This is a genomic window from Micromonospora sp. CNZ285, from assembly GCF_004637285.1.
The window spans coordinates 2207123-2221029 of record NZ_SPQD01000001.1 but is presented as its reverse complement, the minus strand read 5'-3'; the positions used below and the strand labels follow the sequence as shown (position 1 = coordinate 2221029).

At 74.6% G+C, this 13907-nt stretch carries 12 protein-coding genes; 3 read left to right on the top strand and 9 right to left on the bottom strand.

Features of this window, described 5'->3' with window-relative positions:
- The first annotated feature begins 145 nt into the window (after nucleotides 1-145).
- Nucleotides 146-1135, top strand: coding sequence for a LacI family DNA-binding transcriptional regulator (locus tag CLT75_RS10275; RefSeq protein ID WP_209310301.1), 990 nt, complete (start codon nucleotides 146-148; stop codon nucleotides 1133-1135).
- A gap of 138 nt (nucleotides 1136-1273) precedes the next feature.
- Here the strand turns inward: CLT75_RS10275 and CLT75_RS10270 are convergent, their stop codons facing one another.
- From CLT75_RS10270 to CLT75_RS10260, 3 genes are read right to left on the bottom strand one after another with little or no spacing between them, the layout of a single operon-like run.
- Entirely contained in the window at nucleotides 1274-1864 is a 591-nt protein-coding gene (locus CLT75_RS10270) for a copper resistance protein CopC (protein WP_135240591.1), read from the bottom strand.
- A gap of 21 nt (nucleotides 1865-1885) precedes the next feature.
- Complete coding sequence (locus CLT75_RS10265) at nucleotides 1886-3103, bottom strand: Dyp-type peroxidase (RefSeq protein ID WP_135240590.1); 1218 nt, start codon at nucleotides 3101-3103, stop codon at nucleotides 1886-1888.
- Nucleotides 3100-3663 carry a copper chaperone PCu(A)C gene (locus tag CLT75_RS10260; RefSeq protein ID WP_135240589.1) on the bottom strand — a complete coding sequence of 188 codons (564 nt, stop codon included), beginning with the start codon at nucleotides 3661-3663 and terminating at the stop codon, nucleotides 3100-3102. The genes CLT75_RS10265 and CLT75_RS10260 overlap by 4 nt, the downstream gene beginning before the upstream one ends.
- 230 nt (nucleotides 3664-3893) lie before the next feature.
- Here CLT75_RS10260 and CLT75_RS10255 point away from each other — a divergent pair, with 230 nt between their 5' ends.
- Nucleotides 3894-4298, top strand: a complete 405-nt coding sequence (locus CLT75_RS10255; RefSeq protein ID WP_013286817.1) for a Fur family transcriptional regulator — start codon at nucleotides 3894-3896, stop codon at nucleotides 4296-4298.
- 44 nt (nucleotides 4299-4342) lie between these two features.
- Here CLT75_RS10255 and CLT75_RS10250 read toward each other — a convergent pair whose 3' ends face one another.
- The 6 genes from CLT75_RS10250 to CLT75_RS10225 all read right to left on the bottom strand — a co-directional run bounded on the left by CLT75_RS10250 (nucleotide 4343) and on the right by CLT75_RS10225 (nucleotide 13058).
- Nucleotides 4343-4735 (bottom strand): SCO5389 family protein, encoded by a 393-nt coding sequence (locus tag CLT75_RS10250; protein WP_135240588.1) that lies wholly within the window; start codon nucleotides 4733-4735, stop codon nucleotides 4343-4345.
- A 139-nt stretch (nucleotides 4736-4874) separates the two neighbouring features.
- On the bottom strand, nucleotides 4875-10340 hold the full coding sequence (locus tag CLT75_RS10245; protein ID WP_135240587.1) for an ATP-binding protein: 5466 nt from the start codon (nucleotides 10338-10340) through the stop codon (nucleotides 4875-4877).
- 235 nt (nucleotides 10341-10575) lie between these two features.
- Nucleotides 10576-10806: a DUF2188 domain-containing protein gene (locus tag CLT75_RS10240; RefSeq protein WP_013286814.1), complete on the bottom strand. Its 231-nt coding sequence runs from the start codon at nucleotides 10804-10806 to the stop codon at nucleotides 10576-10578.
- 126 nt (nucleotides 10807-10932) lie between these two features.
- Complete coding sequence (locus CLT75_RS10235) at nucleotides 10933-12312, bottom strand: MBL fold metallo-hydrolase (RefSeq protein ID WP_135240586.1); 1380 nt, start codon at nucleotides 12310-12312, stop codon at nucleotides 10933-10935.
- Between the two features lie 36 nt (nucleotides 12313-12348).
- A complete protein-coding gene (locus tag CLT75_RS10230; RefSeq protein WP_135243962.1) occupies nucleotides 12349-12693 on the bottom strand; it encodes a rhodanese-like domain-containing protein in 345 nt (114 codons plus the stop codon).
- Between the two features lie 50 nt (nucleotides 12694-12743).
- The gene (locus CLT75_RS10225; protein WP_135240585.1) at nucleotides 12744-13058 is read right to left on the bottom strand and encodes a rhodanese-like domain-containing protein; all 315 of its coding nucleotides are present in this window, start codon (nucleotides 13056-13058) and stop codon (nucleotides 12744-12746) included.
- A gap of 198 nt (nucleotides 13059-13256) precedes the next feature.
- Between CLT75_RS10225 and CLT75_RS10220 the strand changes: the two genes are divergently transcribed.
- A complete protein-coding gene (locus tag CLT75_RS10220) occupies nucleotides 13257-13907 on the top strand; it encodes a class I SAM-dependent methyltransferase (protein WP_135240584.1) in 651 nt (216 codons plus the stop codon).

Genomic DNA, 13907 nt, shown 5'->3' with positions numbered 1-13907 from the left:
GCCACGGCGGGAACGGGCGATCGACGGTGCCGATACCGATGGGACCGCTGGCGTAGACTGTCGCCACCCGGGACGGTCCGGTCGAGATCGACCGGGTGTGGCCGCGGGCAGTGGCGAAAGTGAGGTGGCCGTGCGCGGTCCTGCGATGACGGACGTGGCCCGCCTCGCCGGGGTATCGCACCAGACGGTCTCCCGGGTTCTCAACGGGCATCCCAACGTGCGTGAGCAGACCCGGTTGCGGGTGCAGGCCGCCATCACCGAACTCGGCTACCGGCCCAACCGCGCGGCCCGCGCGCTGGTGACCGGCCGGTCCCAGGTGATCGGCGTGGTCGCGCAGAACACCACGCTCTACGGCCCGGCGTCGCTGCTCGCGGCGCTGGAGCAGACCGCCGCCGAGGCCGGCTTCGCGGTGAGCGTCGGCAGCGTCCGCGACCTCGACCACCGCTCCATCTCGGCCGCCGTGGAACGGCACCTGGCGCACCGGGTCGCCGGCATCGTGGTGATCGCGCCGGTCGAGTCCGCCGGGGAGGCGCTGGAACGGCTGCCCCAGGACGTGCCGCTGGTGACTGTCGACGGCGACCCGCGGCGGCCGATCCCGCTTGTCACAGTCGACCAGGTCGCGGGCGCCCGGGCCGCCACCGAGCACCTCCTGGCCGCCGGGCACCGCACGGTGTGGCACGTGTCCGGGCCGTCGGACTGGTTCGACAGCGCCGGCCGGATCGAGGGATGGCGCGAGGCGCTGCGGCAGGCCGGCGCCGAGATCCCGCCGCTGGTCCATGCCGACTGGTCGGCGGCGGCGGGCTACCGGTGCGGGCAGATGCTGGCCCGGATGCCGGAGGTCACCGCCGTCTTCACCGCCAACGACCACCTGGCGCTGGGCGTGCTGCGGGCGCTGCACGAGCACGGCCGCCGCGTCCCCGACGACATCAGCGTGGTCGGGTTCGACGACGTGCCCGAGGCGGCGTACTTCATCCCGCCGCTGACCACCGTCCGGCCGGACTTCGGCGCTGTCGCCGCGGCGAGCCTGGACCTGCTCCTGGCCCAGATCGAGTCGCAGACCGTCGGGCCGCTGCGGCAGACGATCGCGCCGACGCTGGTGCCGCGCCGCAGCGTCGGCCCGCCGCCCGCCCGCTGAGGCGGCAGCGGCCGCTCACCGTCGCCGCCCGCTGCGGGCCCGGTGCTCCGCTGCCGGCCCGCTGAGACGGGCGCGGCCCGCCCACCCGTGGCCGGCCCGCCCACCCGTGGCCCGACCCCGCCGTGCGAGGTCCGGTCGTCAGTGGTCCGTGTGACGAGCGCGCGCCCGGCGCGCGACCAGCAGCACGATTCCGATGACCACGAGCAGACCGGCGACCGCCCCACCCGCCAGCAGCGCGACCGGCGGGCCGTCGCCGCCGGCCCGCGCCCCGGAGGCGTCCGGATCGCCCGCCCCGTCCACGTCGGCCGATGCGGGAGCCGCCGCCGACGTGGGAGCCGCCGACGGTGTGGGCGCGGCCGGGTCGGCCACGGTGAAGCGGTACGACCCCTGGACCGGGTGGCCGTCGCGGGACACCACCCGGTACGCGACCGTGTAGGTGCCGTTGCCCAGCGGCTCGTCGATCGTCACCGTGCCGGTGGGACCGTCCACCGCCGGTGCGCCGGTGGGCACCGTGCGCTGGGCCGCGTCGCTGACCGTGATGGTGGTGAAGGAGGGGTTCAGTCCCTGCAGGAACCGCAGCGTGACCTGCGCCGGCGCGGCGGTGAGCCGGGCGTCGCGCGCCGGGGTGGCCTCCTGGAGCGAGTTGTGGGCCGCCGCGGGCGTGGCCGGGACCAGCAGCAGCGCGGTGAGGACCGCGGCGAGCAGCGCGGTGACGGAACGGGTACGCATGACGCGCCTTTCCTGTGGTGGTCAGCCGAGCAGTGGAGAGCCGATCCAGCCGCCCTCGGGGCAGCCGGGCGGTACGGCGAACACGGCGCAGCCGATCGGGGTGGTCCACTCGTTGAGCAGGTCGCGCTCGGCGAGCCGGCGCTGGACGGGCAGGAACTGCCGGGCGATGTCGGCCTGGTACGAGGCGAAGACGAGCCCGCTGTCGGCGGTCCCCTCCGGGGTCGGCACGCCGTCGTAGTTGTACGGCCGGCGCAGGATCTTCTGCCGGTCGTCGGTGACGCGGGCCCGGGTCAGGTGCGAGAAGTCGGGGATCACGGTGAGCCCGTCCGGGCCGAGCGCCGCGAAGTCCGGCTCGTCGTGTTCGGCCCGGCCGGTCAGCGGTGCGCCGGTGTCGAGGCGCCGCCCCACGGCGAGTTCCCGGTCGGCGCGGCCCAGCAGGTCCCAGGTCTCCAGGTTCATGCTGATCCGCCGCACCACGAGCGTGGTCGAGTCCCGCAGCCAGTCCGGTCCGTCGGTCACCCACACCGCGGTGTCCGCCGGTGTGCCGGGCTTCGGGTTGGCGGTGCCGTCGAGCTGCCCGAACAGGTTGCGCTGGGTACGCCCCGGCTCGGCGCCGGCGGCCCGGCGGAAGCCCTGCTGCACCCACCGGACGACGGCGAACGGGCGGCTGTCCTTGACCAGGACCCGCTGGGCGTGGGCGACGGTGAGCGGGTCGTCGGCGCAGATCTGCAGCAGCAGGTCCCCGCCGGACCAGCGGGGTTGCAGCCGGTCGATGCCGAACGCGGGCAGCTCGGTCACCGAGGCGGGCCGCCGGTCGTCGAGCCCGGCGGCGGCGTAGAGCCCGGGACCGAAGCCGAACGTGACGGTGAGCCGGGCCGGCAGGACGCTCAGTTCCGGCTCGGTGTCGGCCAGCGCCGGGCGGCCCTGGGTGAGCCGGGCCGCGTCGTCGGAGAGCAGCCGCAGCATCCGCCCGAGCGCCGCCCGGTCGGTGCCGGGGCGCAGCGTGAACGCGACGAACGCCGCGTGCGCCTGCGGGTCGGTGGTGACCCCGGACTGCCGGGCGCCGTGGAACGGCTCGACCGCACTGCCGACCTGGGCCACCGGGACGGCGTCGCCGGGGCGTACCCGGGGAGGGCCGGAACGGACGGCGGTGAGGGCGCCGGCGCCGGCCAGCGCGCCCCCGGCGGCCATCGCACCGCCGGTGAGCAGGCCGCGCCGGCTCACCCGCCTGCCGGTCATGCCGCCGGGCTCGGGCCGTGGCCGGGCGCGTAGCTCTCCTGAGCGCCGGTGAACGGCTTCGCCACGGCGGTGAACGTCTGGGTCCGGCCGTCGGCGAAGGTGAGCGTGATGTCGAGCTGGTCGCCGGGGCGCACCGGGCGGGTCAGGTCCATCAGCATCAGGTGGTCGCCGCCGGGCTCCAGGGCGGCCTGGGAGCGGGCGGCGACCACGACGCCGCCCTGCTTCTGCCGCATCGCCATCTTGCCGTCGGTCATGGCCATCTCGTGGATCTCGGCCCGGGAGACGTCGGTGGTCACCCCGGTGATCGTGACGTCGGTGTCGCCGTCGTTGACGAGGGTGGCGAACGCGGCGGTCATGCCCTTGTCGGCGGCCTTCACCCACGGGTCACGGACGGTGAGCACGCCCGCCGCCGCGCTCGCCGGAGCCGATGCCGACGCCGAGGACGACGTGGCGGGGGACGGCGTGTCCGAGGACCCGCAGGCGGTGGCCGACGCGGCGAGCACGGCGGCGCCGATCAGGGCCGCCGGGCGCAGGAACCGGCGGCGGGTGGTGCTGGGCATGACGTCGTCCCCTCGAAGATCCGGTGTTCGTACCGTTTGTCGGCGCGGTGCGCCGGATAGTTCCGGCCCGGGTGGTCGATCACGTCACACCCCGGCCCGGCGGACCGTCGCCGACCGGGGATCGGCGGTGTGGCCGGAAGGCATAATGGTTCCGGGTGTCACGTGGCGCGCCGGGTGCGGCCGCGGCCGGCCGAGGGTGCCGGGCGGGCGCCCGGACGAGGGAGGCGACGGTGACCCAGGCGACGACCGGGGCGACCCGCAACACCCGCCAGCGCGCCGAGGTGCTGGCGCTGCTGCGGGAGTTGGACGGCTTCCACAGCGCGCAGCAGCTGCACCAGATGCTCGTCCAGCGGCAGGCGAAGGTCGGCCTCACCACTGTCTACCGGACGCTGCAGATGCTCGTCGACAACGGCGAGATCGACTCGGCCCGGCTGCCCGGCGGCGAGCACCTCTACCGCCGATGCAGCCAGAGCCGCCATCACCACCACCTGGTCTGCCGCCGCTGCGGCCGGGCCGTGGAGGTGGCCGGCCCGGCCGTGGAGCGGTGGGCCGACCAGGTCGCCGCGCAGCACGGCTTCACCGACGTCGGGCACACCCTGGAGATCTTCGGCACCTGCGACCGCTGCGCCGCCTGAGCAGTGCCACGGGCGGGCGGTGGCCCGCCCGCCCGTGCGTCCGGTCAGCAGTTGCGCAGCGTGGGGGACTGGTTGAGCAGCTGACCCCGGCTGGAGGTGAACCGGCGGTACGCCTCGGAGCCGGCCGCGCCGGGGCGGAAGGCTGCCACCCGGTGGCAGTTCTGGAACGCCAGCGTCACCCCGAAGTGCCGTTCCAGACCGGCGCGGATGGCGTCGCTGGCCAGCGCGCGCAGCAGTTGCCCGCGCTCGGCGTCGCCCGGCGGGGGCACCACGTTGTCGGCGAACTCGGCGTCGGACGCGGCCAGGTCGGCGGCCACCCGGCTGACCGTCTCCCAGGCGTACGGCAGGGAGTCGCGGACGCAGGCGACGAACGCCTCCTCGTCCACGGGACCGGTCTCGGCGGCGCGCAGCAGGGCGGGCGGAACGGTGAGCGACATGGGTCCTCCGTCATCGCTAACGAACACGGTTTCCATTACCGATTGAGCAGACCATGCGACGGAGGGCCCGTCAAGCACCGGCGCACGCGAAACGGCGGGCGGACCCGAAGGCCCGCCCGCCGTCCGGCGGTGCGACGTGTCAGCGCAGACGCGCCTCGATCGCCTCGATGACGCGGGGCCGCAGCTCGGCGGCGCGGACCACCGCGTCGACCGAACCGACCTCGACCGCCCGCTGGATGCTGTGCACCCGGTCGAACTCGGCGGCCACCTCGCCCAGCTTCTCCGCTCGCACCGACGAGCGCAGCTCGTCCAGCTCGGCGGTGAGCGTCGCCCGCTCGGTGCCGGCCGCGGCGGCGACCTTCGCCTCCAGGTCGCGTACCCGCGCGTCGGCGGCGGTGCGGGCGGCGACCTCACCGGCGAACACCACGGCGGCGGCCGGCGCGCCACCGAGCACCGAGGCGAACGACCCCTCGATCGCCAGCACCGTCATGTCCGGGTTGAGCGCCTTGGAGAAGACCACGAACGCGCCGCCGTGGTAGCGCGAGATCACGCAGAACACGATCGGGCCGCGGAAGTTGACGATCGCCCGGCCGATCTCCGCGCCGTACTCCAGTTGCAGCTTGCGCATCGACTCGGGTGAGCCGTCGAAGCCGGACAGGTTGGCGAGCACGACCAGCGGCCGGTTGCCGCTGGCCGCGTTGATCGCCCGCGCGGCCTTCTTCGACGAGCGCGGGAACAGCGTGCCCGCGGTGTAGGTGTCCGGGCCGTCGGTGGGCGGGAAGCCGTGCCGGGGCACCGAGCGGGACTCGATGCCGAGCAGGCACACCGGGATGCCGCCGAGGTGCACGTCCTGCACCACAGCGGTCTCCGCGTCGGCCATGCCGGCCCACCGCTCCAGCACCGGGTGGTCCTGGTCCGCGAGGGCCCGCATCACGGTACGGATGTCGAACGGCTTCTTGCGGTCCGGGTTCGCGGTGGCGGAGAAGATCTCGCCCACCGTGGCGAAGTCGCTGCCGGCCGCCGCGTGCGGATAGCCGCAGATGTCCCGGTCCACCGGGTCCATCGTGACGGCCCGGCGCGGGGCGTGCTCGCCCGGCGCGACGTACGTGTGGTCGTAGTGCGCCATCAGCACGTCCCGCGCGGCCGGCAGGTCCGGCGCCCAGTACTGCGCCTGCCCGTTCGGGCCCATCACCCGGTCGTAGCCGCCGATGCCGAAGTTGTCCTCGGCGGACACGCCACCGGAGAAGTCGAGCGACTGCTTGCCGGTGAGCACCATCGCCGAGTCCGGCGTCATGACCAGCACGCCCTTGGTGTGCATGAGCATCGTCGCCTCGGCGTTCCAGTACGGCTGCGCGCCGACGTTGATGCCCGCCACCACGATGTTGATCTCACCGCCGTCCTGGGTGAACTCGACGATGCGCTTGAGCGCCGCGGCCACCCAGTCCATGTTCTCGGTGCCGGAGGTCATCGAGATCCGGGCGCCGGCGGACAGCGCGTACCACTCCAGCGGCACGCCCATCCGCTGCGCCAGGTCCAGCGCGGCGATCACCCGCCGGCACTCCGGCTCGGACAGCGCCCCCAGCGACTTGGTCGGGTCGCCGAGCAGCACCACCCGGGTCACGCCCTGCGGGTGCCGCGGCGTCGCCGTGGTGACCACACCGGCCACGATCGCCGCGGTGTTGCGGCCCTTCGGCCGGTCCACCGGCACGAGCCGGTGGTGCGCGTCCAGGTCGTGCTCGACGAAGTCGCCCAGCAGGCCGGTCAGCTCGTACGGGTAGACCGTGTTGCGCCCGGCCGCGCGCAACACCTTCAGCCGGTAGTCGTCGAGCGGCTCGACCGGCTCGGCCGGCGGCTCACCCACCGTCAGCTGCGCGTGCCCGGTGACGTCGAACGTGATCCGCACGCCCACCTTGGTCAGCTCGCCGGTACGCCGGTCGCGCTGCCGGGCGATGAACAGGATCTCCTCCAGCTCGGCGCCCACAGTGGTCGGGCGTACCCGGCCGGCGATCAGCTCCATCTCCTCGCGGGTCAGCTCGCTGGGCGGCCACACGTAGACGACGATCCGGTTGGTCGGGAACCGCGACTTCGACGGCCGCCGCGACTGCGCCCGGCGGATCGAGTCGATGCAGGCCGCCACCGTGTCCTCGGTGGTCGGCAGCGCCACCAGCCGGCCGTCCTGCTCCCGCAGCCCGGTCAGGTCACGCACCTGCGCGAACGCCACCAGCCGCTGGTCGGACGGGTTCTGCCGGGCGACCGCCTGGAACAGGTAGACCTCCTCGTCCAGCGACGGCAGCCGGGTCAGGTCGAACTCGCGCAGCCGTTCCAGCTGCATCCGCTGCGCGATGTACGGGTGCAGGCCCCGGATCAGGCGCTCCTCGGCCATCCCGCCGCCCTCGGCCGGGCGGAACGTGACGTGGTGGTGCATCACCGCGCCGGCGCGGCCGGCGACAGTGGTGGTGAGGCGGCGCACCTGCTGCGGCAGCGGGTGCGCGTTCACCACCTCCAGCAGGGCGGCGGCGGTGGCGTCCAGGTCCTCCGGCTGGTTCTCCCAGGCCAGGTAGACGTCCGCGTCGACGGCCTCGCAGTCCCGGGCCACCTCGGCCAGGCCGCGCAGCGCGTCGCCGAGCGCGTCGAACCGGACGGCGGCCGAGACCACGCTCGACCCGTCCCGCCCGGCCACCACGAACGTGCAGCCACCGGCGGTGCGGGTGCTGACCTCGGTGAGCGCCTTGTTGCCGTAGTAGCGGCGGGTCAGCACCTCCAGCATTGCCGCGTTGTCCACGTCGTTGCGGACCAGGCGCTGGCCGAGCAGCCGGACCAGCGGCTCGGTGCTGCGGACCATCTCGGCGATCCGCTCGGCGCGGTCCGGCGCGTCCGGCTGCGCGTCGAGGTGCCGCAGGTGGGTGCGGACCTGGGCGTAGACGCGGGCCCGGTTGCGGCGCAGCAGCGGCTGGGCGAACCAGGCGAACACCACGCCCCGGGCCAGGTCGGCGACCACCGGGAAGCGGACCTGGGTGGCCGCGACGAGCCGCTCCAGCGCGAGACCGGCCGGCTCGCGCAGCGCCTCGTCCGGCGGCGGCTCGCGCAGCCAGGAGCGCAGCAGCGCGGCGATCACCGTGGCGTCGGCGGCGGCCCGCTGCTGGGCCAGGAAGATCCGGAAGACCGCGGCCTCCAGCTCCGGGGAGCGGTCCAGCTCGGTGACGCCGTAGTGGCCGAGCGCCTTGGCCAGGCGGGCCCGGAACGGGTCCGGGGAACCGGCCCGCTCGACGTCGAGGCTCTGCAGGTAGGTGTGGAAGTACTCGCGGGCGCTGTGCACGTGCCCGCCCGGCCCGTCGTCACCGCCGGGCCGGTTACGGCTCAGCTCCGCCAGGTCGGCGAAGACGTTCACCAGTTCCAGTTCCTCGGCCAGCGGCCGGTGTCCCGCCTCGGTGGCCGCCCGCCGCGCGTCCAGGTAGTCGTCGAGCACCCGCCGCTCGTCGTGCGGGTCCACGTCGTAGCCGAGCAGCAGCGCGCACAGGTCCTCCTGGCCGCGCTCGGCCCGGGACCGCGCCGGTACGTCGGCGGGCGCCGCGGGCAGGTCCAGCTCGACAGCCGGTCCGGCCGGGCCGGCGGCCGGCTCGGCGTCGGACTCCGCGATCGGCTCCAGGCGCAGCAGCGGCGCCCCGGCCTCCACCTGGGTGCCGACCGCCACCGACGACTCCTTGAGGCGGGCCCGGAACGGCGCCCGCAGCACCGTCTCCATCTTCATCGCCTCCAGCACCAGCACCGGCGCGCCGGCCTCGACCTCCGCGCCGACCTGAAGCGGCGTGGCGACCACCAGCGCCGGCATGGGGGAGCGCAGCACGCCGCCCTCGTCGCGGCTGATCCGGTGCGTCACACCGTCCACCTCGACCAGGTGGACCGGGCCGTGGGTGTCGGTGAGCAGGCGGAACCGGGCGCCGTTGACGGCGATCTGGCCGGTGTGCCGGTCGAAGCGGTCCAGCTCGACGTCGGCGGTGCGCACGTCGCCGCCGGCCTCGACGCCGACCCGGAACCGGTGCGCGCCGACCCGGGCCACCCGCATCCGGTAGGTCACGCCGCGCAGCTTCAGGTCCAGCGGCCGGCCGCTGCGGTGCTGCACCTGCGGGCGTCCACCGGCCGCGGTGGACAGCAGCCGCTGCCGTTCGGCGGTCTCGTCCTCCTCGTACGCCTCGATCGCGGCTGCGGCCAGCGCCACGGCGGAGTGCCGGTGCCCGACCAGGCGGCCCTCGCCGCGTACCCGGTCGATCCAGCCGGTGTCCGCGCTGGCGTCGATCACCTCGGGCTGGTCGAGCAGGTCGAGCACGAAACTCTTGTTCGTCGCGCCGCCGGCGATGACCACAATGGTGTTCGCCATCGCCCGGCGCAGGCGGCCCAGCGCCTCGTCCCGGTCCCGGCCGTACGCGATGATCTTCGCGATCATGGAGTCGAAGTCGGCCGGGATGGTGTCGCCCTCGCTGACCCCGGTGTCGACCCGGATGCCCGGCCCGGCGGGCAGGTCCAGCCGGGTGATCCGGCCGGGAGAGGGCGCGAAGTCGCGGTCCGGGTCCTCGGCGTTGAGCCGCGCCTCGATCGCGTGCCCACGCTCGACCGGCGGCTCACCGGTCAGGCGCCCGCCGCCGGCCACGTGCAGCTGCGCCTTGACCAGGTCGAACCCGGTGGTCGACTCGGTGATCGGGTGCTCGACCTGCAGGCGCGTGTTGACCTCCAGGAACGCGAACAGCCGGTCACCCGGGTGGTAGAGGAACTCGACGGTGGCCGCGCCTCGGTAGCCGACGGCGACCGCCAGCCGCTCCGCCGACGCCTTCAGCTCCGCGGTCTGCTCCGGGCTCAGCACCGGCGACGCGGACTCCTCGATCACCTTCTGGTTGCGCCGCTGCACCGAGCAGTCCCGGACGCCGAGCGCCCACGCGGTGCCCTGACCGTCGGCGATCACCTGGACCTCGACGTGCCGGGCGCCGGTGACCAGGCGCTCCAGGAACACCACGCCGCTGCCGAACGCCCGCGCCGCCTCCTGGCTGGTGCGCTCGTAGGCGTCGGCCAGCTCGGCGTCGCTGCGGATCACCCGGATGCCGCGCCCGCCGCCACCTGCTGTCGCCTTGAGCATCAGCGGGTAGCCGATCGAGGCCGCCGCCCGCAGCGCGTCGTCCAGGCTCTCCACCGCGCCGCGGCTCCACGGCGCGACCGGCACGCCGACCTCCTCGGCGATCAGCTTCGCGCCGATCTTGTCGCCGAGCTTGCGCATGGCGTCCGGGCTCGGCCCGACGAACGTCACGCCGATCTTCTCGCACAGCTCGGCGAACGCCGGGTCCTCGGCCACGAAACCCCAGCCCACCCACGCGGCGTCCGCGCCGGTCTCGACCAGCGCACGTTCCAGGGTCTTCAGGTCGAGGTACGGGCGGGCGGACGCGGGACCCAGGTCGTAGGCGACGTCCGCCTCGCGGACGAAGGTGGCGGTACGGTCGACGTCGGTGTACAGCGCGACGGTCTCGATCCGGCTGCCGGTCTCCGCGGCCAGTTCCCGGACCGCGTGGATGAGCCGCATCGCGGCCTCACCACGGTTGACGATGGCGACACGGGTGAACACGTGACCGTCCCCTTCGGTTGACCCACTGTGGCGCGCCGGGCGCGGCGATGCCCCCGGCTCGCCTCACCTTTCCGGCTGTGCGCGGGCGGCGCCATGTCGTAACGGCCGAAGCCTGAGCGGGGACCGTTGTAGGAACCGAACAAAAGTTTTTAGCCAGCCACTCACTACCCGCCGGTACGCGATACGGCGCCGGACCCGAGCGGGTCCGGCGCCGTATGTCGCCTGCGCTGCGTGCTCAGCCCGGGATCTCCCGGGGGTCGCGGCTGCGGGGGTACGTGTTCTTCTCGCCGATCGTGCCGTCCTGCTTCTTGATCACGTGCTCGGCGCCGCGCTCGGCCGCCATCTCCCGGCCGGCCGCCTCCGCCTCCGCCTTGGTGTCGTGGCGGCTGGTCGCGCGCTCGTTGCCCTCCGGGCGGTTCTTCCACTGCCCGTCCTGCTGGTAGGTGTCGATGTCGCCCTTCGCCATGCCGTCAGCTCCCTCGTTCGCGTGTCCGATGACAAATGTCTGCCCATGCGAGGGGAGTGCTAATCCTGACGGCGCCGGACAACCCGGGCCGGGCGGGGGGAGGGGACCCCCGCCCGGCCCGGTGGTTCACGCGGCGGCGTGCAGGCCCTGCCAGGCGCCGTAGCCGCCGAGCAGGTCGGACACGTCGGCGTGCCCGGCGTTGCGCAGCAGGCTGGCGGCGACCGAGGAACGGTAGCCGCCGGCGCAGTGGACGACGACCGGCCGGTCGGCGGGCACCTCGCCGAGGCGGTGGGTCAGCTCGGCCAGCGGGATGTGCCGGGAACCGTCCACCGCGCCCTGCTCCCGCTCACCGGCGTTGCGGACGTCGAGCACCACCGGCGCGTCCGGACCGTCGAGGGCCGCGCGCAGCTCGGTGGCGGTGACCCGGCTGGCCCGGGTCATCTCGGCGACCATCTCCAGGAAGGCGCCCTCGGGCTCGCGCAGGTAGCCGATCACCCGGTCGAAGCCGATCCGGGCGAGGCGGACCACGATCTCCTCCTCCCGGTCCTGCGGGGCCACCACCAGCACCGGCCGGTCGGGCGCGACGACACTGCCGGCGGTCTCGGCGAACCGGCCGTCGGCCGGGACGTTGAGCGCGCCGCGCAGGTGCCCGGTCGCGTACTCCTGCGGGTCGCGGGCGTCGACCACGACGGCGCCGTCGGCCCGGGCGGCCAGGAACTCGGCCGGGGTGAGCGGGCGGGCCGGCCGGGCGTGGTCGAACAGCTCACGCGCCTTGCGGTTGAGCACCGCGTCGAAGGCGAAGTAGCCGGGCGCGGCCGGCTGCCCGCCGGTGACCAGGGCGAGGAAGCGCTCCTCGCTCATCGGCGCGCAGGCGTAGTTGGTGCGGCGCTGCTCGCCGATGGTGGACTGCCGTTCGGTGGACAGGTTCTTGCCGCAGGCGGAGCCGGCGCCGTGGGCGGGGAAGACGCGCACCTCGTCGGGCAGGCCCATCAGCTTGTGCTGCACGCTGTCGTAGAGCATGCGGCCGAGTTCCTCGGCGGTCACGCCGAACGAGGCGAGCAGGTCGGGACGGCCCACGTCGCCGATGAACAGCGCGTCGCCGGTCAGCACGCCGTACGGGACCGGGTCGTCGGCGCGCTCGTAGACCAGGATGCTGATCGACTCCGGCGTGTGGCCCGGGGTCTCCATGATCTCCAGGGTCACGTCGCCGAGGCTGATCCGTTCGCCGTCGGTGAGCTTGCGGCTCGGGTACTCGGTCTCGGCCCGGCTCCCGTAGCCGATCCACGCGCCGGTCGCGGCGGCCATCTCGAGGTGCCCGGCGAGGAAGTCGGCGTGGAAGTGGGTGTTGACGACACCCTCGATCGTCAGGCCGTGCGCCGTGGCGTCGGTGAGGTACTCGTCGATGTCCCGGCGCGGGTCGACGAGCACGGCCCGGCCGGTGCGGTCGTCCGCGATCAGGTACGAGGCCTGGGACAGGCAGTCGAGGTAGTACTGGGTGAACAACATCGGCCGTGCTCCTTCTCCTGGTGATGAGGGGTCTGCTCAGGCCACGTGGCCCGGCCTGCCGCCCTTGGCTCGTACCGCCAGCCCGGCGTTCGTCCACGCCCGCATGCCGCCGGTCAGGTCGTGCACCTCGTGGCCTGCCGCGGCGAGCAGCTTGGCCGCCCGTCGTGACCGCGCGCCGGACCGGCAGACGGTCACCACGGGCCGGTCCGCCGGTACCTCGGACAGCCGGTCCGCGAGCTGGCCGAGCGGGATGTGCCGGGCGCCGGGGGTGTGTCCGGCCCGCCACTCGGCGGGTTCCCGGACGTCGAGCAGCAGCGCGCCCGCGCCGGACAGCGCCGCCGCCTCCGCCGGGGTGACCCGGGCGACGCGGGGGCCGAGCAGGCGGCGGAGGAAGGCGGTGCGCGGGGCGGCAGCCGTCTCCGGGCGGCCGGTCACGGCCGGCTGCCCGCGGTGACCGGGCGGCCCGAGCGCACCCAGGCCGAGGTGCCGCCGGACACCGAGAGGGCGGTGATGCCGGCGCGTTCGAGCAGCTCGGCACCGACCCGGCTGCGTCCGCCGGCCTCGCAGATCACGTAGACGGGGCCGGTGCGGGGCACCTGCGTCATCTGGGCGGGCAGGTGACCCAGCGGCACGCAACGGGCACCGGGGACGTGTCCGCCGAGGTACTCGGCGGTCTCCCGGACGTCGATGACCGTCGCCCCGTCGGCGTGGGCGGTGGCGAACGTGGTCAGGTCGACCTCGCGCATGGGCCGTTCTCCTTCCGGATCGGATATACCCCCGGGGGTATCTGCTCTCGACGGTAGCGCGGCGCCCGGCCGCCCGCCACCCCCCGGCTCGTCCGGTGTGCTCGTTTGCCGGAACGGCAAGGTTCCTTGCTGTCCGGCCGGCGGCGGCGCACGATGGCGGGGCCCGGACGGGAGACGCCCGGCGGCGAGGAGGCAGACATGACGGGGCACCACCACGAGCACCCGGTGGCGGACACCGACCCGGCCCGGTTCTGGGACGAGCGGTACGGCCAGCGGGACCGGATCTGGAGCGGCCGGGTCAACCCGGTCCTGGCCGAGGTGGCCGGCACGCTGCCCCCAGGCACCGTGCTCGACCTGGGCAGCGGTGAGGGCGGCGACGCGGTGTGGCTGGCGTCGCACGGCTGGCGGGTCACCGCCGTGGACATCTCGTCGGTCGCGCTGGACCGCCTCGCCGTGGAGGCCGAGCGGGCCGGGGTGGCGGAGCGGATCACCACCGTCCGGCACGACCTCACCCAGGGCTTCCCGCCCGGCCGGTACGACCTGGTGTCCGCGCAGTTCTTCCAGTCGCCGCTGGTCCTGCCCCGGGAGACGGTGCTGCCCCCGGCGGCCGAGGCGGTCGCGCCCGGCGGCCGGCTGCTCGTCGTCGAGCACGGCGCGCCGCCGCCCTGGGCCGGGCCCGACACCGGCCACCACCGGTTCGCCGAACCGGAGGAGATCCTGGCCGCGATGAACCTCGACCCGGACGGCTGGGACACCGAGCGGCTGGGCGCGGCACGCCGTACCGCCACCGGGCCGGACGGCCAGACCGGCGAGCTGATCGACCACGTGGTGCTGGTGCGGCGCCGCTGA